At 41.4% G+C, this 23,743-nt stretch carries 20 protein-coding genes; 6 read left to right on the top strand and 14 right to left on the bottom strand.

The genetic code is table 11. From position 1 onward, the window contains the following. The first annotated feature begins 186 nt into the window (after positions 1-186). The gene (locus tag H1A14_RS12845; RefSeq protein ID WP_194776672.1) at positions 187-393 is read left to right on the top strand and encodes a hypothetical protein; all 207 of its coding nucleotides are present in this window, start codon (positions 187-189) and stop codon (positions 391-393) included. Positions 394-600: 207 nt separating this feature from the next. Here the strand turns inward: H1A14_RS12845 and H1A14_RS12840 are convergent, their stop codons facing one another. Further along, on the bottom strand, positions 601-1,947 hold the full coding sequence (locus tag H1A14_RS12840) for a porin (protein ID WP_194776671.1): 1,347 nt from the start codon (positions 1,945-1,947) through the stop codon (positions 601-603). A gap of 488 nt (positions 1,948-2,435) precedes the next feature. Here H1A14_RS12840 and H1A14_RS12835 point away from each other — a divergent pair, with 488 nt between their 5' ends. After that, positions 2,436-3,329: a TIGR01777 family oxidoreductase gene (locus H1A14_RS12835; protein ID WP_194776670.1), complete on the top strand. Its 894-nt coding sequence runs from the start codon at positions 2,436-2,438 to the stop codon at positions 3,327-3,329. 12 nt (positions 3,330-3,341) lie between these two features. On the opposite strand, the gene H1A14_RS12830 is transcribed toward H1A14_RS12835, so the two are convergent. Both H1A14_RS12830 and H1A14_RS12825 read right to left on the bottom strand, forming a co-directional pair. After that, positions 3,342-3,515, bottom strand: coding sequence for a PLDc N-terminal domain-containing protein (locus tag H1A14_RS12830; RefSeq protein ID WP_194776669.1), 174 nt, complete (start codon positions 3,513-3,515; stop codon positions 3,342-3,344). 10 nt (positions 3,516-3,525) lie between these two features. Further along, complete coding sequence (locus tag H1A14_RS12825) at positions 3,526-3,747, bottom strand: PLDc N-terminal domain-containing protein (RefSeq protein WP_194776668.1); 222 nt, start codon at positions 3,745-3,747, stop codon at positions 3,526-3,528. A gap of 255 nt (positions 3,748-4,002) precedes the next feature. Between H1A14_RS12825 and H1A14_RS12820 the strand changes: the two genes are divergently transcribed. The 3 genes from H1A14_RS12820 (at position 4,003) to H1A14_RS12810 (ending at position 9,828) form a co-directional block, all read left to right on the top strand. Next, positions 4,003-6,570, top strand: a complete 2,568-nt coding sequence (locus H1A14_RS12820) for a M14 family metallopeptidase (RefSeq protein WP_194776667.1) — start codon at positions 4,003-4,005, stop codon at positions 6,568-6,570. Between the two features lie 358 nt (positions 6,571-6,928). Further along, complete coding sequence (locus H1A14_RS12815; RefSeq protein ID WP_194776666.1) at positions 6,929-7,432, top strand: hypothetical protein; 504 nt, start codon at positions 6,929-6,931, stop codon at positions 7,430-7,432. 206 nt (positions 7,433-7,638) lie between these two features. Then, positions 7,639-9,828: a S9 family peptidase gene (locus tag H1A14_RS12810; protein ID WP_194776665.1), complete on the top strand. Its 2,190-nt coding sequence runs from the start codon at positions 7,639-7,641 to the stop codon at positions 9,826-9,828. A gap of 33 nt (positions 9,829-9,861) precedes the next feature. Here H1A14_RS12810 and H1A14_RS12805 read toward each other — a convergent pair whose 3' ends face one another. Beyond that, the gene (locus H1A14_RS12805; RefSeq protein WP_194776664.1) at positions 9,862-10,593 is read right to left on the bottom strand and encodes a lysoplasmalogenase; all 732 of its coding nucleotides are present in this window, start codon (positions 10,591-10,593) and stop codon (positions 9,862-9,864) included. Between the two features lie 366 nt (positions 10,594-10,959). Between H1A14_RS12805 and H1A14_RS12800 the strand changes: the two genes are divergently transcribed. Continuing rightward, entirely contained in the window at positions 10,960-14,220 is a 3,261-nt protein-coding gene (locus tag H1A14_RS12800) for a TonB-dependent receptor (RefSeq protein ID WP_194776663.1), read from the top strand. A 542-nt stretch (positions 14,221-14,762) separates the two neighbouring features. Here the strand turns inward: H1A14_RS12800 and H1A14_RS12795 are convergent. From H1A14_RS12795 to H1A14_RS12750, 10 genes are all read right to left on the bottom strand, one after another. Then, positions 14,763-15,359, bottom strand: a complete 597-nt coding sequence (locus tag H1A14_RS12795) for a porin family protein (RefSeq protein ID WP_194776662.1) — start codon at positions 15,357-15,359, stop codon at positions 14,763-14,765. Positions 15,360-15,530: 171 nt separating this feature from the next. Continuing rightward, the gene (locus H1A14_RS12790; protein ID WP_194776661.1) at positions 15,531-16,919 is read right to left on the bottom strand and encodes a sodium-dependent transporter; all 1,389 of its coding nucleotides are present in this window, start codon (positions 16,917-16,919) and stop codon (positions 15,531-15,533) included. A 39-nt stretch (positions 16,920-16,958) separates the two neighbouring features. Continuing rightward, positions 16,959-17,894 (bottom strand): SDR family oxidoreductase, encoded by a 936-nt coding sequence (locus H1A14_RS12785; RefSeq protein WP_194776660.1) that lies wholly within the window; start codon positions 17,892-17,894, stop codon positions 16,959-16,961. Continuing rightward, positions 17,875-18,717, bottom strand: coding sequence for a peptidylprolyl isomerase (locus H1A14_RS12780; protein WP_194776659.1), 843 nt, complete (start codon positions 18,715-18,717; stop codon positions 17,875-17,877). Before H1A14_RS12780 ends, H1A14_RS12785 begins: the two co-directional genes overlap by 20 nt. Continuing rightward, on the bottom strand, positions 18,714-19,655 hold the full coding sequence (gene hemC / locus H1A14_RS12775; protein WP_194776658.1) for a hydroxymethylbilane synthase: 942 nt from the start codon (positions 19,653-19,655) through the stop codon (positions 18,714-18,716). The genes H1A14_RS12780 and hemC overlap by 4 nt, the downstream gene beginning before the upstream one ends. Beyond that, complete coding sequence (rimK, locus tag H1A14_RS12770; protein WP_194776657.1) at positions 19,652-20,560, bottom strand: 30S ribosomal protein S6--L-glutamate ligase; 909 nt, start codon at positions 20,558-20,560, stop codon at positions 19,652-19,654. The genes hemC and rimK overlap by 4 nt, the downstream gene beginning before the upstream one ends. Continuing rightward, the gene (locus tag H1A14_RS12765) at positions 20,557-21,000 is read right to left on the bottom strand and encodes an ATP-dependent zinc protease family protein (protein ID WP_194776656.1); all 444 of its coding nucleotides are present in this window, start codon (positions 20,998-21,000) and stop codon (positions 20,557-20,559) included. Before H1A14_RS12765 ends, rimK begins: the two co-directional genes overlap by 4 nt. Before the next feature lie 6 nt (positions 21,001-21,006). Further along, the gene (locus H1A14_RS12760) at positions 21,007-22,167 is read right to left on the bottom strand and encodes a DNA polymerase III subunit (RefSeq protein WP_194776655.1); all 1,161 of its coding nucleotides are present in this window, start codon (positions 22,165-22,167) and stop codon (positions 21,007-21,009) included. A 12-nt stretch (positions 22,168-22,179) separates the two neighbouring features. Continuing rightward, complete coding sequence (locus tag H1A14_RS12755) at positions 22,180-23,379, bottom strand: GlmU family protein (protein ID WP_194776654.1); 1,200 nt, start codon at positions 23,377-23,379, stop codon at positions 22,180-22,182. 69 nt (positions 23,380-23,448) lie between these two features. Continuing rightward, positions 23,449-23,694 (bottom strand): type B 50S ribosomal protein L31, encoded by a 246-nt coding sequence (locus H1A14_RS12750; RefSeq protein ID WP_194776653.1) that lies wholly within the window; start codon positions 23,692-23,694, stop codon positions 23,449-23,451. Between the last annotated feature and the right edge of the window lie 49 nt (positions 23,695-23,743).

The following is a 23,743-nucleotide window of genomic DNA, read 5'->3' as shown; positions in this document are numbered from 1 at the left end:
GAAAGGAACCCCTCATTCAGCTTCCAAAATTATTAAAAATTATAAATAAATCAGAATAATAGTTTAATAAATGCTGGATTTAATTGAAAAATTGAAATTTTTAATACCTGAAAACGATTGAAAAGGTATAAAATTCCAAAAATTTGAAGTTTATATTTTAGTTGATTTTGCAAAAAAAAGCGCCTAATGGATCAGAAAGAGCAAGCGCATTTAAGAAAGATCATGGTAGACAAAATTGCATCTTTAGAAGAAGAATGGACTGATTTAAAATCAATGAGTAAACCTCAAGGCTTTGATTCTGCGATAGGTAGAAAAAGCCGAATGGACCATATCAACAAAAAATCAATCAATGAGCACAAATGTAAAAATCGAATAAAAGATCACGGGGCTTAAAAATTGGCTTTCAAATTTGGGATCCAGAGATTTTGGAAAATGTATTGGTTGTCGCCATAAAATCAACCGCAACCGACTGATATTTTTACCCAAAAGTAATTTTTGTATAATTTGTGTGGGAAAGGTTTGATTTTTCTTATGTAAAAACGATTATCAGCATAAGTGACATTCATTCCGTAAGGGTGCTTTATTTGGTTTTAAATCAAACTAAAAAATAAACCCAAAGCCAAATTCCAATCTATTTCCCTCCTCAAGAGCAAAAATGCCTTCATTGAGGTTTTTTCTGAATTGATAATTGGTTTTCAATACGATATTTTCCTTGGTATTGAAGTTGAGACCCAAAGTCCAAATCCTCAAGTTGTTTTGCACCAAGGCAAAAGGGAATGGAAGGCAAGTAGGACAGGTAGGAGGTATAAGCCGATCATCAAGCCTCAGGTGGGTATTCAGTCTTTCATACCTTACAAAAACCGGTAATTTAAATTCACCTGTATTATGTAGAAATCCTTCTGAAGCAGTTTTTCTTTTCTTGAAATAAGAAAGCAGGTCATGTCCCAACTCAAAAAGATAGCCCATAGTCCTGTCACCCATAATTTGCCGAATTCCTTGTTCAGTACCAGTCAGGGCCGCAATTTCCTGTGTTTCATGGAGTGCACCATAAGTGCCCACTGTCACAAACCTCCAATTGCCTTTTTCATATTTGGCATAACCTGTTCCTATCCGCACAGGAGCCTTGACTTCCTGTGGGCCTTCATTGCCGATGATGGTTTGTTCCTGACCAGAATTTCCAAAGAAACCTGAAATACTCAGGTTAAGGTTATCGATTCCGGAGTAATTGAGTTGTGGGGTAAAGGAAAGGGTTTTGGGCAATCCCCAGGTAATGACCCTGCCCTGACGGATCCAGCTGCCACTCAAGTATTCTGCCGCATTCAATCCCTGGGATACTCCAAGCGCATAGCTAAGGTCTTCAGTGATTGTCCCATAAAACATGGCGCCAAATTCGATCCAGGTGGTCGGTGTTATCAATCTTTCCACCTCGGATCTATTCACGGAATAAAACATGATGGGTTCGTCATTGTTGTTGACATAACCGATCGGTAAAGGAAAATATCCGACCCGTGCTTTGAAAGAATCATGAACCAAAAAATCGACAAATGCCTCAAACAAGAATTCGGTTTTACTTTCATTGTTTCCGTCATGAAGGTATTCAATCTGCAATTCCGAGTTCCAGATGATCTTGTCTGTGATCCGATAACCAAAAAAAGTAGCAAACCTATAAAGGTTGGTGTAGTATAGTTCCAGGTCCCCTGATTCCGTATTTTTAGGACCCCGATAATTGACAAAAGAAGCTTCTCCAAAGCCAGAAATAGAATATCTTCGGTCAGAAAAGAAAATTTTGGAGGCAGCTAGGGCTAATCCAGGTTGCTGCTTGTATTTTAATTTTTCTACTGCAACTTTTTCCTCGGGTATCGTGTCATGGGAAGACTGGGATTTAGCCGGAGCAAAAAATATTAAACTGAATTGTAAAGTTAAAAGATACTTAAAATGTAGAGGCATCGGAAATGACCTTTTGAGGTTATTTGGTTGCTGAATTTTTCAAAGTCAATCGAAGATGGATAGTAAAATTATGTTAATTTACATAACTATGGAAGGAAGATTTGATAAATGGATATTTCCGAACCTTGAAATAAATCAGTTATCTACCCCTACATTCGAAAACAAAAAAATGACGTTTTAGGGGTTTGAAAAAGTAATGGAACTGTTTGTTTATAAAATAATTCGTTTTTTTAATCAATCTGCATACAATGGTGGACACTGAAGATTCATAAAAAAAAGCGGGACTTACTTAATAACTTATTTTGTCTATTTTTGAATGAGCTTCACACTTTATAGGATCTCCCCCGGTTTAAATCCCATGTGTGAAACATAGCTTGATTTAAAAATGTTGTTCACTTGACTTTATGTACCGGATATTTTGGATTTTAGATCAAATTTCTAATTCTAAATTGTCAGATGCTTTAGATTTAATTTGAAAATCATAAAAGATGAAAAATATTTTGATCACAGGAGGCTCGGGTTTAGTGGGCCAAGTCATCACCCAAACCTTGGAAAGGAATGGATATCAAGTGGCTTGGTTGAGCCGCAACCCGGAAGAATATGACCAAAAAGCCTTTAAATGGGACATAGCTAACAATTATCTGGATCAAGCTGCATTAGATTGGGCCGATGGCATTATCCATTTGGCAGGAGCAGGGGTAGCGGATGAACGTTGGACTGAGGAAAGAAAAAAGACCATCCTTGAAAGTAGAACCCAGTCCACCCAATTGATTTTCGATCAGCTGAGAACAATTGAGCGAAGACCATCTGCTTTTGTTTCAGCAAGCGCCATCGGGATATATGGCTTTGACACAGGTGATGATTTGGTGAATGAGGCCTCTGATCCAGGTGATGATTTTTTGGCGGGTGTGGTCAAAGCCTGGGAAAAATCAGTGGATCAAATCAATACTTTGGGAATACGGACAGTAAAACTTAGGATTGGTATCGTACTTTCCAAAGATGGGGGTGCATTGAAAGAAATGCTTAAACCACCTGTAGCCGCTCCATTGGGTTCTGGGAATCAATACATGAGTTGGATCCATATCCAAGACCTTGCAGACCTATTCGTATTCGCTTTGGAAAATCAACACATGAGTGGAGTCTTCAATGCAGTGGGTCCTAAACCTGTCTCGAATAGTGTCCTCACTAAGGCAGCAGCCGAGGCAAAAGGAAAAATATACATTGGTATCCCCGTGCCTTCCTTTGCTTTGAAGATGGCTTTGGGAGAATTGGCCAATGTGGTGATAGGGGGCAATCGGGTCTCCCATGATAAAATAAAGAGTGCTGGCTTCAAATTTCATTTTACTACCATTGAGGCAGCAGTCAAAGATATTTTTAGGTAAATTCAGGTAAAATTAAAGCCTTTTTTTCCTTCCTACGAAAAACCATAATAATGTTCCGATCAATGGCAACAGTACAACTATAACAATCCAGATCAGTTTATTTTTGCTGTCACGAAATTCACATCGAATCACATCCACCAATGTAAAAAAGTAGATGAGGGTGCCAATTAAGCCTAATCCAAACATAAATAGGAATTTAAATTTTGGAAATCTTTTGTTCCTTGCTTAAAACCCAATAAATGATGGGCCCCAAAACCTGGGCAAACAAAACGATCAGAATCCAAATAATTTTCATTTTTTCATCTTTAAATTCTGACTGGATGATATCTACTAGGGTAAATACCCAAAAAGTGAAATATACAATTCCGAAGAAAACAAATAGCCAAGTCCCAAAATTATTGATAAAAAGCAGGTACATGATTTTTCGGTTTAGATTGTTTATTTTTGGACAGCTCAATCAGTATTAAACCTGCTTGCAGCTATAAGTTGGAGAAATTGATCTGTTTTCTTAAAGGTGAATTCTTGAAATTCTATCTAGCTTGTTCCCAACGAAACCCATATTGCTTCTTTGGTTTAAATAGTTCTTTTCAATCAGGTATTTCAACCATTTAAACGAAATTAATTAATTTATCGCGTACATATGCGCTTATTTGAAAAATAATCAAAGTTTACCATGCTGCTACTCAGAATATTGAAGAAGTATTTGTTTTTACATTGTTTTCTGCTGGCTTTTGGGGTGCAAGCCCAAGTGGGCCTGGATTATTTTCTTCCACCAGGGTATACTTATGATGAAGCCATTCCTACCCCTGCGTCCATACTGGGTTATGAAGTGGGAGAGTGGCATGTGAGCTATGACCAACTAGTCAGCTACATGAAAACTTTGGCAGATGCCTCAGATAGAATTACGCTTGAAATCCACGGGCAAAGTTATGAAAAGCGGCCTTTGATGATGTTGACGATCACAGCGCCATCCAACTTTTCAAGGCTAGAGGAAATAAAAACCGAACGAAGCCGATTGCGAACTGGAGTTGGTAATATTGATATCCAAAACATGCCGATTGTGATGTACATGGGATATTCTGTCCATGGCAATGAGCCCAGTGGTGTCAATGCTTCCCTGCTGGCCGCTTACCATTTTGCCGCAGCCAATGAGGTCCTTGATGACCTTAAGGACATGGTGATCATCATGGAACCAGGTATCAACCCTGATGGCATCAACCGGTTTGCCTCATGGGTAAATACCCACAAAAGCTACCACATGAACGGTGACCCCAACAACCGGGAGTTCAACGAAGCATGGCCAAGGGGAAGGACCAACCATTATTGGTTTGATCTCAACCGGGATTGGATGCCTGTGCAGCACCCAGAGTCTAGAGGAAGAATTGCAAAAATACAAGAATGGAAACCCAATATTGTCTTGGATTTCCATGAAATGGGGACCAACAGCACCTATTTTTTCCAGCCTGGGATTCCTAGCAGGAGCCATCCTCTAACTCCCAAAAGAAATTTTGAGCTAACTGAAAAAATCGCTCAATTTCATGCCAAACACTTGGATCGGATAGGTTCTCTTTATTATACCCAAGAAAGTTTTGATGATTTTTATTACGGGAAAGGATCCACTTATCCTGATGTTCAGGGTGCGGTGGGGATTCTTTTCGAACAGGCATCATCCAGAGGCCATCTGCAGGAAAGCATTTATGGACCCTTAAGTTTTCCATTTACCATTAGAAATCAGTTTACCGGTTCCCTTTCTTCATTTGAGGCAGCCAAAGAAATGCGGGTGGAAATGAACCAATACATGCTGGATTTTTACAAAGAATCAAAATCTGAGGCAGATGCCGACAACAACAAAGCTTATATATTTGGTGCCAGGAATGACAAAGCAAGAGCTTTTCATCTGGCTGAGATGATATTGCACCATGAAATTCTTGTTTATAGCCTGAAGGAAAACATCACGGTAAACAGTGTGGAATTTGATGCAGATCATGCTTTTATAGTGCCAGCAAACCAGCCCCAATACCGTTTGATCAAAGGAATGTTTGAAACCAGAACAGATTTTCAGGACAGCCTTTTCTACGATGTTTCCGCATGGACTCTTCCCATGGCTTTCAACTTGGATTACATGGCCCTAAACAGCCGTATTTTAAATTTAGCCAAGGTGGAAGAGGTGGAAAAAGGATTGGAAATGCATGAGGGAACATTGATAGGTGATCCTGGGGCTTACTCTTATGCATTTAACTGGCAGGAGTATTATGCGCCTAAAGCAGCCTACAAATTATTGGACAAGGGGTATATGGTCCGGGTAAGTCACAAGGATTTTAATTCTCCTGAGGGGAAGGGATTTTCCATGGGAAGTATCATTGTGGACAAAGGGCAGGCAGAGGTGAGTGACCAAGTCTTCTTTGGCGATTTAAAAGAGGTGGCCAGACAATCTGGAGTGGATATCCACGCCATTAGCAGTGGCTACACCTCTGGAATAAATTTAGGATCCCCCAGCATCAGCGTGTTGGAAAAACCTTCCCTGGCCTTATTGGTGGATGGTGGTGTTTACAGCAATGAGGCTGGAGAAATCTGGCATTTGCTGGATCAGCGCTTTGAGATGCCGATCACCTTGTTGCCTGTCGACAGAATCAATGCTGCAGACTTAAAACGCTACAATGTTATTGTGATGTCCAATGGGAATTACAACAGTTTGGGAAATGGGGAAACCGAGAAAATCAAATCATGGGTAAGAGAAGGCGGCACCTTGATTGCCAGAGGTAATGCGATGACCTGGTTGGATAAAAACGAAATCGGCAAATTCAAATTCAAAGAGGAGCCGGAGAAAACCGGTGGTAGCCAGAAGCCATATGAAGAATATGCCAATGCTACCGGAGCCAAGGTCACTGGTGGTGCCATTTTTAATGCACGTTTGGATCTGACACACCCCATCGGTTATGGTTATACCAAGCCTGAGATGTTTACTTTCCGAAGTAGCAATCAATTTCTGCTCCCCTCAGAAAATCCCTATGCGAACCCTATGATGTATACGTCCAATCCCTTGGCCAGTGGCTATGTGCATCCCAGCAATCTGGAGCAGATGAAAGAAACCGGTGCGATACAGATTTCCGCTTTGGGCCGGGGGAAGGTAATTGGGTTTGTTGATAATCCCAATTTCCGGGCTTTCTGGTTTGGTACCAATAAATTGTTTATGAACGCCATATTTTTTGGCCAAACCATAACCGCTGGAACCGCAAGGTGATCAAGTGAAATGAATTGAATGGAATATATAGCAAAAGGTGGATAAACGCTTAGTTGCTTTTTGTAAAAATCAAAAAACATATAGGTGGCTCAAGAATTCAGAAGTCAACTAAAATTAGCAGACAGAAAAAAGCATCTTGTATTTCCATTTTTGCTTTGTAAATCAGACGCTGAAAAATGTTTGTTTTTCTGATTCTATATGGTTAGAATTGTTTAGAAATCATGGGTTTAGGTAGCATTTTATTCCCAATATAATGTTAATCTTTCATGAAGATTTGGATATTAAAACGAGCATCTGAACCCATCAGTTTTTTCTTACCGTCAGAAAAACTAAATTTGTGAAAAATTCAAAGTACCCCATGATCCAAAAATTGTTCCCTCTGGACAAGAATTACATCTTGCGTCAAGCGCAGTCTGCCATGCAGGAGGATTTGTTGGATTTGATGGCTTTTGAATTGAAACGGTCTTATACGATTTTTTACAATCCATTGCGCCTGATGGATGAGACCTATGCCCAGATACTGGATACCATGGAATTTCCTAGGGAGCGTGCAAGGATGATATATCAGCAATTGGCAGGCATCTACCGCTTTATATACGGCTCCAATCAGCTCGAATTGCTTTTTGATGGAAGGAGCCATTTCGAAAAATTCCAGGAAGATTGGAGAAAACACTTTTTAATTTGGATCCGTGAGCTGGGGCAGCATGAGTCATACGTCAAAACGATGTTGCGGATGACTTTGCTTTTTGATTCTGAACCCAGAGCGGAATGGTCCGAAAACAGGTGCAAAGCTTTTATCAACGCCCATTTCGACCTACAGGTGGTCAAAAGAAATGGGGAATTGAAGTTGAAGTCGGCCTAGTAGGCAAGTGCTTTATTGTCTTAATCCTTTGACTGATCCATCACTTTATTAATTGTTATGCATTTATTTCAGTTGAGGTAATCCCCTACTATTTGCTTGATGGGTTGCTATTTTTTTCAATATATGGATTGCCGTTTCCATTTATCAAAATGTTCCTTTTCTGCCACCTCAATTTAATTATCTTTGCCCCCGTATAAATAAGTTGAATGATGATTACAAAGCGAAATTTAAGCTTACCCACTGGGATTTTAATTTTGTTGATGCTATGCTGCACTGCTGTTCTGGCTCAGAAAAAGATCAGCATGGAAGATGTGTTCAAAAACGGAGCCTTCAGCCAGAAGACCATTTCAGGCATCAACTGGATGAATGATGGGCGTTACTATTCCACCCTGATCACGGATGGCAATGGCCCAAAAGTGGTCAAAATGAACATTTCAACCGGACAGCAGGAGGCTATATTGGTGGATGGTGCCAAGTTGGAGATCAATTTTACCGAATATGCCTTTAACCAAGAGGAAACCAAAGCGCTGATCGGGTCGCAAAAAGAAAGCATTTACCGCAGGTCTTCCAAAGGCGTTTTTCATGTAGTGGATCTCAATAGCGGTAACTCACAGGTACTGATGAACGGGGAGAAAATCTCCTATGCCACTTTGTCTCCTGATAATTTAAAAGTGGCATTTGTTCAAAACAATGATCTGTATTTTACAGACCTAGCTTCCAATCAGGTCACCCGTGTAACCTATGATGGGGAATTCAACAAAATCATCAATGGTGCGGCCGACTGGGTGTATGAAGAAGAGTTTTCCATGGCGCAGGCATTTTCATGGTCCCCGGATGGAAAAAAACTCGCTTTTATCCGATTTGATGAAACAGAAGTGCCGGTGTACAACATGCAGGTATGGAGAGGACTCTACCCGGAGGATTACAGGTTTAAATATCCTAAGGCAGGTGAAAAGAATTCCGAAGTGAGCATCCATGTATTTGATCTTCTCGGAAAGAAAACGGTGCAAATAGAGACAGGCAGTGAAAAGGATATTTACCTACCCAGAATATACTGGACAGGTGATGCCGGTACTTTGGCTTTTATCAAGCTCAACCGACTTCAGAATCAAATGGATCTTTATTACGCCAATACCAACAGTGGAAGAAGCAGATTGGTGCTGGCTGAAAAATCCGAGACCTATGTAGATTTGGATTATAATGACAATTTACATTTTCTGGAAGGGAACAAGGGTTTTATTCGTACCAGTGAACAGGATGGTTTCAAACACATTTACCACCATGATCAGCAGGGGAAATTGATCAGTCAAGTCACTTCTGGAAATTGGGAAGTCACGGAATTGGTCGGGGTAGATGAAAACAAAAAGGACATCTATTTTATCTCGACTGAGGTTTCAACGTTAGACCGGAATCTCTTTGTCATCAATTTCAATGGGAGGGGTAAAAAAAACCTGACCAGCCAGCCTGGCACCCACCGAATTAACATGAGTCCTGATTTCAAGTATTTTATAGACAACCATTCCACAGCCAATACCCCGCTAGAAGTCACTTTAAAGGAATCGGATGGCAAACTGGTCAAAGTGCTGGAAAACAACCGGGAACTCAAAGAAAGGGTCAGTCGAATGGCATTTTCGCCAAAAGAATTTTTTGAGTTCAAAACCCAAAGCAATGTTTCCTTAAACGCATACATGATAAAACCTCCTCAATTTGATGCAGGGAAAAAATATCCAGTGCTCATGTACGTGTATGGAGGGCCAGGTTCGCAAAACGTTACCAACAGTTGGGGTAGCTTAAGGGATTTTTGGCACCAACATTTGGCCTCAGAGGGATACATTGTGGTTTGTGTGGACAATAGAGGTACAGGCGGGAAAGGACGTGATTTTAAACATGGCACTTATGCCAACCTGGGGAAGCTAGAGACAGAAGATCAAATGGCAGGTGCCCGGCATTTAGCCACCTTACCTTTTGTAGACAGCAAGCGCATCGGTATCTGGGGCTGGTCTTATGGGGGTTACATGTCTTCTTTGGCCTTGATGCTCGGACATGATTTGTTCAAAACTGCGATCGCAGTCGCGCCGGTTACCAATTGGCGCTTTTATGACACCATCTACACAGAGCGATACCTCAAAACACCGCAATTGAACCCTTCCGGTTATGATGATTACAGTCCTATTACCCATGTCAATAAATTGAAGGGCAATTATCTCCTTATTCATGGTACCGGAGACGATAATGTACATTTCCAAAACAGTGTGGATTTGGTCGATGCGTTGATTCGGGCAGACAAGCAGTTTGAAACTTTTTACTACCCCAACAGAAATCATGGGATCTATGGAGGAAATACTACTTGGCATTTGTATCATATGATGACCGATTATATCAAAAGAAACCTATAAATCCCGACAACAATTATGGATCACAACAGGTAATTATGTTTTCGGTTTGCCTTCTTCCTGCATTTTTTGATAGACAACCTGAGTGGGTAGCCAATGGCTCCTTAATCCCATAACAATGAGCAGTTGGGCAAGGATATAGGTACCCATGATCATGATACCTCCATCCTGTATGGGCTGGAAAAACAGATTGAGTGCCAAAATTCCATCGGAAATATAAAAAAGGCTTGCACCGACCATGACTTGCCAAAAACTGGATGTATTGGTTCTTTTGAATCGCTCTCTCGCGGTAGTTACCATGGTCAGAATGACAATGATGTAAAGGATGACCGGAATTTTCATTTGCTGCAGATTATTTCGAATCAAGAAATAAACGAAAGCCGCCGGAATATAAAAGACAAGGTTGTAAAAAAACAATTTGATAAAATTAACTCCCTTCAAAATATTGGTCTGGGCCTGGCAAATTTTAAAGGCAATGATGTAACAGATATGTGCCATAAAGAAAGCTCCTAATCCATAAAGAAATAAATTGGGAAAAAGGAGTAAAATATCACCCATCAAAGAAAACAAAAGTGCAGCTAAAATACTTTTTCTCAGGGTGGTGTTCTGAATCGGGGAGGAATTGAAATAGAAATAACTGATCAGTGTAATTAGGATCAAAGGCTTGGTCAAGTAGCGCCAATTTTCTATTTGCTGGGCAATCAATAACATGTCTGCAATTCCTGCAATCAGATATGCATAGAGCCAATATATTCCTTTTTTAGCCATCTCTAACGGTTGCAATGATAGTGAAACCTAAATATAACCCATTTATGGTGTCAAATGAGCATATCTCAAGGATGCAAAAGGACTTAATATTACGGTAATGATTTCTTAACATCAATTAAATGATTCTGATTTAATTTGGCCATTACCATTAAAAAACGCAAAAAACATCCTTTATCCTTCAAAAAAGAAGGGATAAAAAAATTTAATTCCAAAGTCAATGTTAACAAATTGTTAAGTATTATTGTGAAGAAATGTTAAAACTTAACAATTACAAAAAAAAATTCTTGCATATCTCCTATACATTTGCGTCAAGGAAAAAGATAAAACCAACAAACAAATCTTAATATTCCAACAAAAACTAAAATTATGAGGCAACTATTACAAAAAGGAATGCTTGCGTTGAGTTTACTTGTCCTTCTGGCAAGTGGAGCTTTTGCGCAAGGGGTGACAACGGCCAGTTTGCAGGGCAATGTAACTGACCCATCAGGGGAAACCCTCCCTGGTGCGAATGTGGTAGCCATACACGTACCATCAGGTACCAGATATGGAAGTGTGACCAATATGGACGGTCGGTTTGTGATACCGAATGTAAGGGTGGGTGGCCCTTATTCAGTAACAATAACTTTCGTAGGGTTTGAAGACAGAACTTATGAAGGTATTACACTTTCTTTAGGCCAGAATTTTACCATTAATGCAGTTCTTTCTGACGGTTTGGAACTTGAAGCCGTAGAAATAAGTGCTTCCAAAGATGCGGTCATGAATTCAGACCGTACTGGTGCTGCAACCAACCTTTCCAATGAAAGGATCAATAATTTGCCTACTATCAGCCGGGGAATCAATGATTTTACCAGGATGACACCCCAGTCCAACGGGACTTCTTTTGCTGGTCGGGACAACCGATTCAACAATTATACCATAGATGGAAACATCTACAACAACAACTTCGGATTAGGTTCGGACCAATTTGCTGGTGGCAATCCACTGTCTTTGGATGCCATTGAAGAAGTTCAGATTAACTTGGCTCCATTTGATGTAAGACAAAATGGATTTACAGGTGGTAATGTGAATGCCATCACCCGATCAGGAACCAATGAATTTTCCGGTTCAGTGTATTACCTCACCAGAAATCAGGATTATCAGGGAAGCCGAATAGGCGACAATGATCTTTCTGCACAGGAGTTTGATTCCAAAATCTTTGGTGTAAGAGTAGGTGGACCTATCATCAAGAACAAAGTGTTCTTTTTTGCGAGTGTGGAAAGTGAACAATCCACTAGACCGGGTCAGCAAAATTTAGCGGCAAGACCTGGACTTACCGGTGATAACGTGACCAGGGTACCTGCATCAGAACTGGATGATATCCGCAACAATCTGATCAACCTTTACGATTATGATCCAGGAGCCTACGAGGGCTATGGTTTTGGAACGGATGTCTTGAGATTGAACTTCAGGGTGGATTTTAATTTGAGCGACAGAAGTAAACTTGCCCTAAGGTACAACCAATATACCAGTCAAGATGATTCCTTTATCAATGGCAGCAGTACATCAGGTGCGCTTCCGGGCGGATTTGGAAACCGTTCTTCCTTGAATTCCATGCACTTTTCAAATACCAATTATACTGTGGATCAATTGACTCAATCCGTTGTTGCGGAACTTACTACAAGGATCAGCAATACCGCCACCAACAGTTTGAACATAGGATTCACCAACTTTGTCCAGGAGAGGGGAATACCAGGAGGCCAAAACTTCCCGATGATCGAGGTTATAGAAGGTGGTCAATATTACACTGCGATGGGTAACGAATTGTTTTCTATTGCCAATCAGGTTAAAAACAGAACCTTCAATATCACCAACAATTTCACTTATTTCAAGGGCAAGCATACCTACACAGCAGGCTTGAACCTGGAATATATGGAGTTTGAAAACGCTTTCAATAGGTTTTTCAATGGGGTTTATCGGTATGGAAGCCTTGAAGATTTCAGAAGTGCTGTGATTGACAGAAATCCAGCTACTCAGCCTATCGGCTTTATCCAAGGTTTTGCTTTTGGAGATGATCCATCAAGACCTGCAGTTGATGAGACTGCCTTTGGACAATTCGGACTTTATTTCCAGGATGAGTGGCAGGCGACTGAGCGATTGAAATTGACTTTCGGGATTAGAGGTGATATCCAGTTCTATCCAATTACGCTTCAGTCAAATCCAGCTATAGAAGAGTTTACTTTTAGAGACCCAAGAGATTTCAGCCCACTAAACATTGATGTTGCCAAGTTACCTTCTGCAAGACCTTTGTGGTCGCCAAGAATCGGATTCAACTGGGATGTTAATGGAGACCGTACGCTTCAGTTAAGGGGTGGTACAGGTATCTTTACAGGAAGGATCCCTTTCGTGTGGATATCCAACCAAGTCAATAACAATGGGGTATTGAGAGGTTTCGAGGTCATCCAGGGAGATGGTTTCATAGACAATCCCAGGCCTTTCAATCCGGATGTAAATGCCTACAGACCTGAAAATCCAACCCCTGATGCGCCATCCGGCGATGTAGCAGGTACTTCTCCGGATTTTAGATTTCCTCAGGTATGGAGAACAAACATCGCAGTTGATAAAGTATTTGGTGGAGGATGGATTGGTACATTGGAAGGAATTTTTACCCAAGACATCAACAATGTACTTCCTTTGAATGTCAACTTGCCACAACCATCAGGCACTTTTAATGGCCCTGATCAGAGGCCTTATTGGGAAACCAACAGGATCAATGAACCTTTCTCTCAGGCGATCTATCTTGCCAATACCAACCAAGGTTTGTACGGTTCTCTTATGGCGCAAGTACAAAGAACTTGGGAAAATGGCATGTACTTTATGGTAGCCTACACTCGCTCTGTTGCTAGGGATCAAGGGCTTACAGGCGGATCCACAGCTGGATCTTTGTGGACTAACCCTGTTATTTTCAATAGAAATGCTCCAGAAATGGGCTTTACCAGATTTGATCAACCTAACCGGATCATTGGAAATATTGCCAAAAGCTTTAGCTATGGACAATATTTTAAAACTACTTTGAGTATTTTCTATGAGGGTGGAGAACAAGGAAGGTTTAACTATGTAACTGGTGGAAACATGGTTGGTGATTTTGGAACCCCATTGATCTACGTACCGAATAACCCTTCTGAAATCAATTTCTTACCCATCACTTCTGGTTCAGGTGCCGAGCAAGTAGTGAGGTTTACTGCAGAACAGCAATCCCAAGCTTTCTTCAATTATATCGAACAAGATGATTATTTGAGAAACAGAAGAGGTCAATATGTAGAAAGATTCGGTCCTAAATTACCTTGGGTACACCGTTTTGATTTCAGGTTGTTGCAAGACATCACCATCGATGTAGGAGGCAAAGCCAATACCATTCAGGTCAGTTTAGATATCCTAAATTTCGGAAACATGATCAACAACGAATGGGGTGTTCAAAGATTAGTTAACCAACCTCAGTTGCTTAACTATGCAGGAAGAAATGCGGCAGGTGAGCCTCAGTACAGAATAAATCTTGACAGGAACAACTTGCCTACCGAAACATTCAGGCCAAATGTAAACTTAAGCCAGGTTTGGCAGATGCAATTTGGGGTAAGGTATATCTTTAACTAAGCTATAATTTAAATATCAAATGCGATAAATCCCCGGAGGTCAATATCTCCGGGGATTTTTTTATGGTGATACGGGTACCCTAATTGGATAGATAAATGCACGCCAAGTCGCAAAGGAAATAGGTGATTCTAGTTATTGATAGGTGGGAATTTTTTGATAAACTTTTTAATATTTTGATATAAAAAACCTTTTCGATTACATCTCTTTGATAGAGAAAAAAAATTGCACGCCAAGACGCAAAGTCGCAAAGGGAAAAAGGAAATTCCGGTCATTGAAAGGTGGAAAATTATTGAAGTGCTTTTTAATGATTTGCTTTGCATCTCTGTCGTTAAGAGAATAAATATATACTGCACTATCAGGCGCAAAGCCGCCATGGAAATAGGTGATATTGGTTATGAATAGGTGGATAATTTTTAAGAAGCATTTTTAAGAGTTAAAGAAAAAACTTTGCGTCTCGGCGCCTTTGCGAGAAAAATATCAACCACCGAATCCCGTGCATCTTCTGAGAGAAAAAATTTTGCATGCTGAGGAGAGATAATCATTTAAAACATCCTAAATCCAACGGAAACAATCAGCATATTTTGCCTTTGGTCGGTATCTAATCCTGCAATTCTATCGGCCATTTTGCTTAATCCGCCTTCGTATTTGAAATCAAGGATAACGTTTTTTATGTCAAATCCAATTCCGGCCTGAAAACCCAAAGTGGCACTGTTGTAATCTGGAATGATGCCTTGTTGCAATTTATCCGTAAATTCAGAATTCAAAATAAAACTGGCGATTGGGCCTCCTTGAACGCGAAAGAAATTCGCCAATTTGACACCTGCCATCAGGGGAATATCAAATCTGTCAAAGGACACAGTGTACGTATTTTCATTGACCGCATCATTGGTGCTGATAAAGGATCCCCCAGTATTGGAATACAGAAACTCGGGTTGGACAAAAATGGAATTACCGCCCATTCGCACAAATAAACCTACATGGTAGCCATTAGCCGGATCTTGGCTTTGGAAATTGTCTCCATTAACGGAAATACTGCCTTGTGTAAAACCTACTTTAGGCCCGATAGAAAAGTCCTGGGCCCAAAGATGACCTATGGTAAAGAATGCCAGGATGAAAGTGGTAATTTTGGGAAAGCTCATGTTCTGTTATTTATTTGGGGATTCGGCAACAAGTATTCTGCCAACTTGACAAATAAGATAACGAATTTTATATCTAAAAAGGTGTATTATGTCCCAAAATGTCTCAAAAAAATAGAAAACCCAGCAGCTTTGTGTAAAACTGCTGGGTTTCCATAATTAGTCAAGAAAATATCATCCGCCTTCTCCAGGTTCCCCAAAAATACCCAAAAGGTTAAGCAATACGAGTGCAATTACAATGGGACATACCCATTTGATAAAAAATTTCCAAGCCGTGGCAGGGAAACCAACAAACCGTGGAGCTCCCAAACTCAATTCACTCATGTAATCATTGATTTTTTTAGCCCATCCGGTATACAAACTCAACATCAGGCAAATGACAACCACTGCAAAAGTACCGAAAGTAAAGTCCATGATGTCAAAAAAACCGGTTTTGGTATTGCCGAGGAAGGTTATTGATATTCTTTTGAATATACTCCCGTCAATGGAAGACAAGGCAGAGGGTATGGAAAGGGCCATGGCTGCTATGCCGATGGTCCACGCTGCTTTTTTCCTGGACCATTTTTTTTCATCAATAAAATAAGCCACTGGAACTTCAAGCATAGAGATACTTGAGGTTAAAGCAGCCACGAGCAGCAAAAGGAAAAACAAAGCACCAATGAAATTGCCTCCTGGCATGGCATCAAAGACTTTAGGAAGCACATCAAATACCAAAGCGGGTCCTCCTGCGGGATCTTTTCCAGGTAACAAGGCAAAAAGAGCAGGGAATACCATCAAACCACCCAGTAAGGCCACCATGCTATCCATGCCCGCAATCCAACCTGATGAGGTGACAATGTTGCTGTTTTTTGGCAAATAAGAACCAAAGGTGATCATCAAACCCCATCCTACTGACATGGAAAAGAAAGCCTGTCCCAGAGCCTGAAGAATTACCCCCGCATTGATTTTTGAAAAATCCGGATACAAATAGTATTCAATTCCTGCTTGTGCGCCTTCTAATGTCACGCTGCGGGCTGCGATAAATACAACGATGATCAACAGCACCGGCATCAGAAATTTGGCTGCCTTTTCTATTCCACCTGATACTCCTCCCAAGACGACCCCTATGGTCATCAAAATAAAAATAAAGCAAAGGGGGATGACATACATCGGAGTCTGTTGGAAATCCTCAAAATCAACCGGTATATTGATCAATTCTGTAAAAATATATCCAATGGTCCAACCTGCAATCACAGAATAGTAACTCAACACACAAAAACAGACGACGATACAAAGGACCCCTGCGATTTGCCAAAAGCCATTTCCTCCTGTTTCCTTGATGGCTCCCACAGGATTTTTGCCTGATTTTCTTCCCAAGGCGATTTCATTCATCAAGAGAGGCAAACCTATCAAAAGCACACAGATCATGTATACAAACACAAAGGCACCGCCTCCATTTTCACCTGTGATGTAGGGGAATCTCCAGATGTTTCCCAGGCCAACTGCCGATCCGGCTGCTGCCATGATAAAACCTAAACTGGAGCCCCATTGGCCTCTGCCTTCAGTATTGGAACTTACTGCCATGTTGAATGATTTATGTTTAAATGAAGTGTTATGAAAATGTTATGAACGGGCTAATTTAATTTGTTTTGCTAAAATACCAATTCCTTCTTTGAAACTTTTGGGTGAATAGCCCAGCATTTTTTTGGCCTTTTCTATATCAAATCCGGTTATCATTGGTCTTTTGGCATCTTGGGTGAAAGTAGTTGAATCAACTTTTTTGATGTTTTCCTCAGGCAACTTAAAGTATCGCGCAGTGGCAATGGCCATATCATAGGGTGTCATGGTTTCTTCGCCGGAGATGTTGTAAATTCCCTTGGCCTTATTCTTTGCAATCAAAAGGCAACCTGCTGCAAGATCTCCTGCGAAAGTCGGGGTCCGTACGTGGTCATTGACCATGGTAAGGGTTTTTCCAGCCTCCAAGGAACTCTTGATCCAGGTAATAAAATTTCCCTTTTCGCCATTCATCAAAGCCCCATATACCAGTACTGTCCTTACAATTGCCCAATCAAGTTTTGCATTTTGGACAAGCCTTTCAGCTTCCCATTTTGTCTCTCCATAATAGTTGACAGGATTGGGGGAGGCCTCCTCCAGATACGGCCCTGATTCACCGTCAAAAATAAAATCGGTACTCAGGTGGATCAAAAAGCTGCTTTCCAGTTCACAAGCCTTAATCAAGTTCTGAACAGCAACCACATTTTGTTGGTAACATTCCTCCTGATTCAGTTCACATTGATCAACATGGGTCATGGCTGCTGCATGGATGACTATATCTGGTTTCTCTTCTCCAAATACTCGCCGTATAGCCTTGTGATCTACAAGGTCCATTTCCCTGTAGGTGAAGTGATTCCATGCATCGGGTAGCCTGCTGCCGCCTCTGCCTGTTGCAATGATGCGATAAGGGCTATCTTCCAACAATTGAAGTAGAAGATTCTGACCCAGAAGTCCATTGGCTCCTGTAATCAATAAGGTAGGTTTATCACTTTTCTGGATAGGCATATCCATATTTTTTACTGATTCGTCCTTTTTCCATTTGCTCAACTTTCACCTTCATGAATACAGGATCTTTGGGTTTGTCCTGAGCGTCGGTTTCACTTTTAGCGATCTTTTCCATGACTTCAATTCCTTCCAGAACTTTACCAAAGACCGTGTACCCATCATCCAAATGAGGGGTGCCTCCTTCAGTGGTATAAGTCATGATTTGTTGTGGTCTGAGTTTTTTATCCAGATTCAAATTGTAAAAATTTTCCAATTCCTTTTTCTTGGATAGCATCAATCTATTTAGACCAGTGTTGTCCCCAAATTCATACAGCTCAGTATATTGTTGTTTGAGTGCTTGATTGCTTTCCAGAGTAATAAATTTCATGAAACTCTCCTGAAGTCTTTTTATATCAGTTACCAGTTCTGTTTCATCATAGACCCTTCCCTGAACAATATAGAATTGGCAGCCGCTTGATCTCTTTTCAGGATTTTCCCTATCTCCTTTTCGGGCTGCTGCCAAAACCCCTTTTTGATGAATCAGCTCGGGATGAAATTCTGCAGGAAGGGTATAAGGTTCCTCCGATAGACCCTCCTTTCCAAAAACGTCCCCACCTTGTATCATGAAATTTTCAATTACCCGATGGAATTCAGTGGAATCAAATCGACCAGCCTCGGCTAGTTTGATGAAATTTTCTTTGTGTTTTGGCGTTTCATCAAAAAGGATGACGACCATTTTACCATGCTTGGTTTCTATGGTGATCAGCTGATCGGTCTCTTTCCCACAGCCCACCAGGCAGAGTAGGGAAAAAATAAAAAGGGCATATTGATTACTTACCTTCATGCTTTATTTAATTGGCTTTTGATGTTGTCCAAGATGTGTTTTCCTCCCGCATCCAAAACCTCCCCAGCCAAACTTTCCCCCAGGTTGACTGCTTCTTGGACAGGTCCTTTTTTGGTTCGGATGAGTCTTTCTTGCCCATCCAAGCTCACAAGGCCACCTTTAATTGTCAATTCCCCATCTTCAACCGTGGCCAATGCAAAAACAGGAATGCTACAACCTCCTTCCAATACCCTGAGGTAGCTCCGCTCTGCTTCTAAGCGGAATGCGGTATTTGGATGATTTGTGGCATTTTTAATGGCATTCTTGATTGTATCATCCAGGGTTTCATGGGCCTCAATGGCAATACTGCCCTGTCCAACTGCCGGAGTGAATTCTTCAACTGAAAGTTCATGCCGTATAAGATGATCATAATTCATCCTGTGGGCGCCTGCATAAGCCAAAAGCAAAGCATCACAGAGCCCTCCCTCCATTTTTGCTATTCGGGTTTGTAAATTCCCCCTTACTTCCACTGTTTTGATGTGGGGGTAATAATGCCTGAGAGTGGCTACCCTTCGGGTAGAAGAGGTGCCCAATACCAAGGGGAAACTTGGATCCTGATATGGGATGTCTTTTTTATGGCTCAAAATGATGTCATTGACTTTTTCTCTTTCGGTAAAGGCAATCAATTCAAAGCCTTCAGGCAGGCTGGATTGCATGTCTTTGGCACTGTGTACTGCTATATCGATTTTGCCTTCCTCCAATTGCACTTCAAGCTCCTCGGTGAAAACACCCTTGCTGCCGATTTTAGCGATAGAGACATCCAGGATTTTGTCCCCTTTGGTATCAATGATAACAATCTCAGTTGCCAAGCCTTCCTTTTGTAAGAGATCCGCCACATAATAGGCCTGATATAGTGCCAACTTGCTTCCTCTTGTTCCGATTTTGATGGGACTGGTCATTCTTTGATCTTTCTTATGGCTGTTTTCTTGCCAACAGCATTTTCAATGTATTGTACTATTTCTCCTGCGATGTTGATGCCTGTTGCTTTTTCAATGCCTTCCAGACCAGGGGAACTGTTTACTTCCAAAATAAGGGGCCCTCTGGAGGATTGTAATAAGTCCACACCGGCAATATTTAGTCCCAATGCCTTGGCGGCACCCAGTGCGGCTTGTTTTTCCAATCGGCTTAGCTTTATTATTTCCGCTTTACCTCCACGATGTAAGTTGGATCTGAATTCCCCTTCGGCACCTTGACGTTTCATGGCACCTACCACTCTTCCATTAACTACAAATGCCCGTATATCCGCACCTTTGGCTTCTTTGATAAATTCCTGGACGATGATCCTTGCCCGTAAGCCATGAAAAGCCTCGATCACAGACTGTCCTGCTTTCTTGGTCTCCGCCAATACTACCCCCAATCCTTGGGTGCCCTCAAGGAGCTTGATTATTAGAGGTGCGCCTCCTACGTGCTCGATCAATTGTTTTTCTCCGCCTTTGGAAAAATTGGTAAAAGCCGTTTTGGGCATGCCCAGACCTGCTTTAGAGAGAATTTGAAGGCTTCGGAGTTTGTCTCGACTCCTGACAATAGCTTGTGACTCTATGGCTGAAAAGATACCCATCAATTCGAATTGTCTTACTACTGCTGTACCGTAAAAGGTGACTGAGGCGCCGATTCTTGGGATAATGGCATCTATTCCATGGAGCTTTTCCCCTTTGTAAATGATGGAAGGACCTTCCTGTTCTATGACAAGGTCACAAATGGAATGATCTACGATCATGGCTTCGTGTCCTGCTTCTAAAATTGCCTGATATAGCCGTTTAGTTGAATACAAATGCGAATTTCTGGATAAAACGGCGATTTTCATTTGGGAGTGGGTTTATGTTTTCTGGATAAATTGACCTGATCTACGTCGACCAAAAACCTTTCTTTCAATAGTTTTCTGCCGATCAGGATGGCATTCCTCATTTTGGACCGGTCGGTGAGGGTGAATTCTGCTTCGAATTCTTCTCCAAACATAGTGACTTTTGTGCTCACTTTATACCTGAGTTCTGTTTGACCGAAAGAATTTTTGACTTTTTTTTGAGAATAGTCTTTGGTCCTGATCCACTCATCCTTGAACAGCCGGTGGGTTTTGGGCAGTACTTTAAATTCCAGTATTTTCTCTCCGTTGGTTTCTTTTTCTACCACTTCCTCACAATGTATGGCACTTGTGTACGCGCCTGTATCTACTTTGGCGGAAACCAGCCTCAATCCCCAAGGTTTGATACTTATTTTTTCTCTTCTGCCTATGACGTGTTTTTCCATGGTTATCTAATTTTGGGGGTTTAGCACTTCCTCTTTTCTCCTCAATACTTTGGCTATGCTGAAAGAAAGGTCTGTAAAAAGGATTTTGGCATTGGCATTTCTTTCCAAATGATAATGGGCCTCATTGAGGAGTTGATAAAGGTCAAACAATTTTGTTTCGGTCATGGCCTTAAGGGCAAAATCGCTCACAAACATTCGGTCTGAAGCCGGCGTCCGCATCAGTTGGTCCAATTGACTTCTCTTGAGCAGGGACTCACGCAGCACATTTAGCCCCGTCAGCAATAGGGCCTTCTGGCCTTCTTTGTCCTTGGCTTGGAAGCCATCAGCATCCGCTATTATTTGTACAATTTCCAACCCAAAACAATTCCTCATCCAATCCCTGAACTTAGCTGTATTTTCATCTACTACCTGTTCGATAAGTCGATATGCCTCCCTCAAGTTGCCATCAGCCAAAGGCGCAATCTGATCAGCGGCTTGTGCAGTACACAACCCTCCCTCAACAATATGGTCTTTGATTTCCTGGTCTGTAAAGGCCCGGATGAGCACTTTTTGAGTTCTGGAAAGGATGGTGGTCAACAATTGTTCCGGCTGGGAACACACCATAAAGAAGAGCGTTTTTTCCGGCGGTTCTTCCAGTATTTTAAGCAGGGTATTGGCTGCTGCAATATTCAGGTATTCCGGATTCCAAATCAAGACAATTTTAAAACCTCCCTCAAATGATTTTAAAGAGAGTGCCTGTATGATGGATCGGGCAGCCCCTTTGGAAATATTAAGTTGTTTCTTTTCAAATCCGTTATGGTAAATCCAATCATGGACATTGCTGTATGGGCTACTCAACACAAAATCCCTCCATGAGGACAAAACATCTGTTTTTTTACCAGCCCCTTCTTTTTCTGCTTCATTTGCGGCACCGGGAACCGGAAAACAAAAATTTAGGTCCGGATGGATGAGTTTTCCCATTTTTTGACAACTTGCGCATTTCCCACAAGCATCCTCAGGTTCTGGATTCTCGCAGTTAAGAAATGTGGCTAAAGCCAAAGCCATGGTAAGGTTGGGAGCACCTTCAGGACCATGAAAAAGAAGGGCGTGGGCAAGGTGATTGTTTTTCACCGCCTGGATCAATCTGCTCTTGGTTTCTTCTAGTCCGGGAATGGATGAAAATAACATGATGGGGTTTACTTATGATTCCTTGTCCCAAATACGGTAATGCTTGGTGATTTCGAAAACCTTTTGTAGGATATTTTTTTCTGTTTCGTCAAAGTCCAACCCTCTTCTCTTCATCACCACCTCTGCCGTTTCTTCGAATTTTCTTGATTGAAAGGTACTGAACCCGGCTGCGCCACCCCAAGAAAAAGAAGGGATGAAGTTGCGTGGAAATCCATCCCCGAATACATTGGCTCCCACGCCAACCACGGTACCGGTATTGAACATGGTATTGATGCCACATTTGGCATGGTCGCCCATCATCAGGCCACAAAACTGGAGTCCAGTATTGGAAAATCCGCCTTTGGTATAATCCCAGATTTTTACAGGGGCATAATTGTTTTTCAAGTTTGAGTTGTTGGAGTCCGCGCCGATGTTACACCATTCTCCTATAACACTGTTGCCGAGGAAGCCATCGTGTCCTTTGTTGCTATAACCAAAAATCACCGAATTGGAAACTTCACCACCTATTTTGGAATGTGGTCCTACGGTTGTGTCTCCGCGCATTTTGGCTCCCATGTTCACCGTGGATTCTTCACAAAGGGCAAATGGACCTCTGATCAGGGCTCCCTCCTGCACTTCGGCGTTTTTACCGATATAGATGGGGCCTCCTGAAGCATTGAGCACCGCAGCTTTGATTTTAGCGCCCTCCTCTATGAAAATCTGTTCAAGATGATAGCAGATCGTATGGGGGTCAGAAAGGCCTTGGGAGGTGCGGTTTTTGGTAATCAGATTAAAATCTTTTTGGATTTCTGAGGCATTGTGTTGGAAAATATGCCAGGTTTTTTGAATCAGGGTAATGGGGTGTTCATATTCTATTGAAATTTTTCCCTCTGCTTGATCTATGGTGAAACTACCTGGGGAGTCGGTGTGGCTGGCCAATAGGAGACCTGCTTTCCACAATGCTTCGCCCACTTTTAATCCAAGGATGGTTTCGGTTAAATGATCATTAGGACAAAGGCCCCCATTGATCATTAGCGCTGATCCATCCTGAAAGGTGTATTTTTTTCTTAGATAGTCTTGGGTTAAAAATCCCCCCTTGAGCTGAAAATGCTTTTCCCATTTTTCCCGAATGGTAAGGATGCCTACCCGAATATCGGCAACTGGTCTGGTAAAAGTGAAGGGTAAAAGTGAACCCCGATAACCGGGATCATCAAATAAAATGAAATTATCCATATACAAAAATAAAAAAGTCTTCCGGATAAGCACCCGGAAGACCTGAATCTCTTTTTGAGGCAATAAGAATTAATTCTTTTTGTACCTTCTGTTGAATTTCTCCACACGCCCTGCAGTATCCAACAACATCTTTTTACCGGTATAAAAAGGGTGGGAATTGGAACTAACCTCTATTTTGTATAAAGGGTATTCCTTACCGTCTTCCCAAGTGATGGTCTCAGATGTTTCAATAGTAGACTTGGTCAGAAACGAATAGTCGCTGGATGTGTCAAAGAAAACTACTTCTCTATAATTGGGATGAATTTCTTTTTTCATGATATTGCCTTTATAATTGCTCGCTTTTCCAAATGAGGCACAAAGTTAT

The sequence above is a fragment of the Pararhodonellum marinum genome, from assembly GCF_015354735.1.
In the GTDB taxonomy this organism is placed as follows: Bacteria; Bacteroidota; Bacteroidia; order Cytophagales; family Cyclobacteriaceae; genus Pararhodonellum; species Pararhodonellum marinum.
Note: the sequence above shows the minus strand (reverse complement) of the source record. Positions and strands in the feature narration are given on the sequence as shown.

Bases quoted from the DNA above. Each gene is read 5' to 3' on its own strand.
- H1A14_RS12845 (WP_194776672.1), top strand. From the start codon at position 187: ATGGATCAGAAAGAGCAAGCGCATTTAAGAAAGATCATGGTAGACAAA.
- H1A14_RS12840 (WP_194776671.1), bottom strand. From the start codon at position 1,947: ATGCCTCTACATTTTAAGTATCTTTTAACTTTACAATTCAGTTTAATA.
- H1A14_RS12835 (WP_194776670.1), top strand. From the start codon at position 2,436: ATGAAAAATATTTTGATCACAGGAGGCTCGGGTTTAGTGGGCCAAGTC.
- H1A14_RS12830 (WP_194776669.1), bottom strand. From the start codon at position 3,515: ATGTTTGGATTAGGCTTAATTGGCACCCTCATCTACTTTTTTACATTG.
- H1A14_RS12825 (WP_194776668.1), bottom strand. From the start codon at position 3,747: ATGTACCTGCTTTTTATCAATAATTTTGGGACTTGGCTATTTGTTTTC.
- H1A14_RS12820 (WP_194776667.1), top strand. From the start codon at position 4,003: ATGCTGCTACTCAGAATATTGAAGAAGTATTTGTTTTTACATTGTTTT.
- H1A14_RS12815 (WP_194776666.1), top strand. From the start codon at position 6,929: ATGATCCAAAAATTGTTCCCTCTGGACAAGAATTACATCTTGCGTCAA.
- H1A14_RS12810 (WP_194776665.1), top strand. From the start codon at position 7,639: ATGATGATTACAAAGCGAAATTTAAGCTTACCCACTGGGATTTTAATT.
- H1A14_RS12805 (WP_194776664.1), bottom strand. From the start codon at position 10,593: ATGGCTAAAAAAGGAATATATTGGCTCTATGCATATCTGATTGCAGGA.
- H1A14_RS12800 (WP_194776663.1), top strand. From the start codon at position 10,960: ATGAGGCAACTATTACAAAAAGGAATGCTTGCGTTGAGTTTACTTGTC.
- H1A14_RS12795 (WP_194776662.1), bottom strand. From the start codon at position 15,359: ATGAGCTTTCCCAAAATTACCACTTTCATCCTGGCATTCTTTACCATA.
- H1A14_RS12790 (WP_194776661.1), bottom strand. From the start codon at position 16,919: ATGGCAGTAAGTTCCAATACTGAAGGCAGAGGCCAATGGGGCTCCAGT.
- H1A14_RS12785 (WP_194776660.1), bottom strand. From the start codon at position 17,894: ATGCCTATCCAGAAAAGTGATAAACCTACCTTATTGATTACAGGAGCC.
- H1A14_RS12780 (WP_194776659.1), bottom strand. From the start codon at position 18,717: ATGAAGGTAAGTAATCAATATGCCCTTTTTATTTTTTCCCTACTCTGC.
- hemC (WP_194776658.1), bottom strand. From the start codon at position 19,655: ATGACCAGTCCCATCAAAATCGGAACAAGAGGAAGCAAGTTGGCACTA.
- rimK (WP_194776657.1), bottom strand. From the start codon at position 20,560: ATGAAAATCGCCGTTTTATCCAGAAATTCGCATTTGTATTCAACTAAA.
- H1A14_RS12765 (WP_194776656.1), bottom strand. From the start codon at position 21,000: ATGGAAAAACACGTCATAGGCAGAAGAGAAAAAATAAGTATCAAACCT.
- H1A14_RS12760 (WP_194776655.1), bottom strand. From the start codon at position 22,167: ATGTTATTTTCATCCATTCCCGGACTAGAAGAAACCAAGAGCAGATTG.
- H1A14_RS12755 (WP_194776654.1), bottom strand. From the start codon at position 23,379: ATGGATAATTTCATTTTATTTGATGATCCCGGTTATCGGGGTTCACTT.
- H1A14_RS12750 (WP_194776653.1), bottom strand. From the start codon at position 23,694: ATGAAAAAAGAAATTCATCCCAATTATAGAGAAGTAGTTTTCTTTGAC.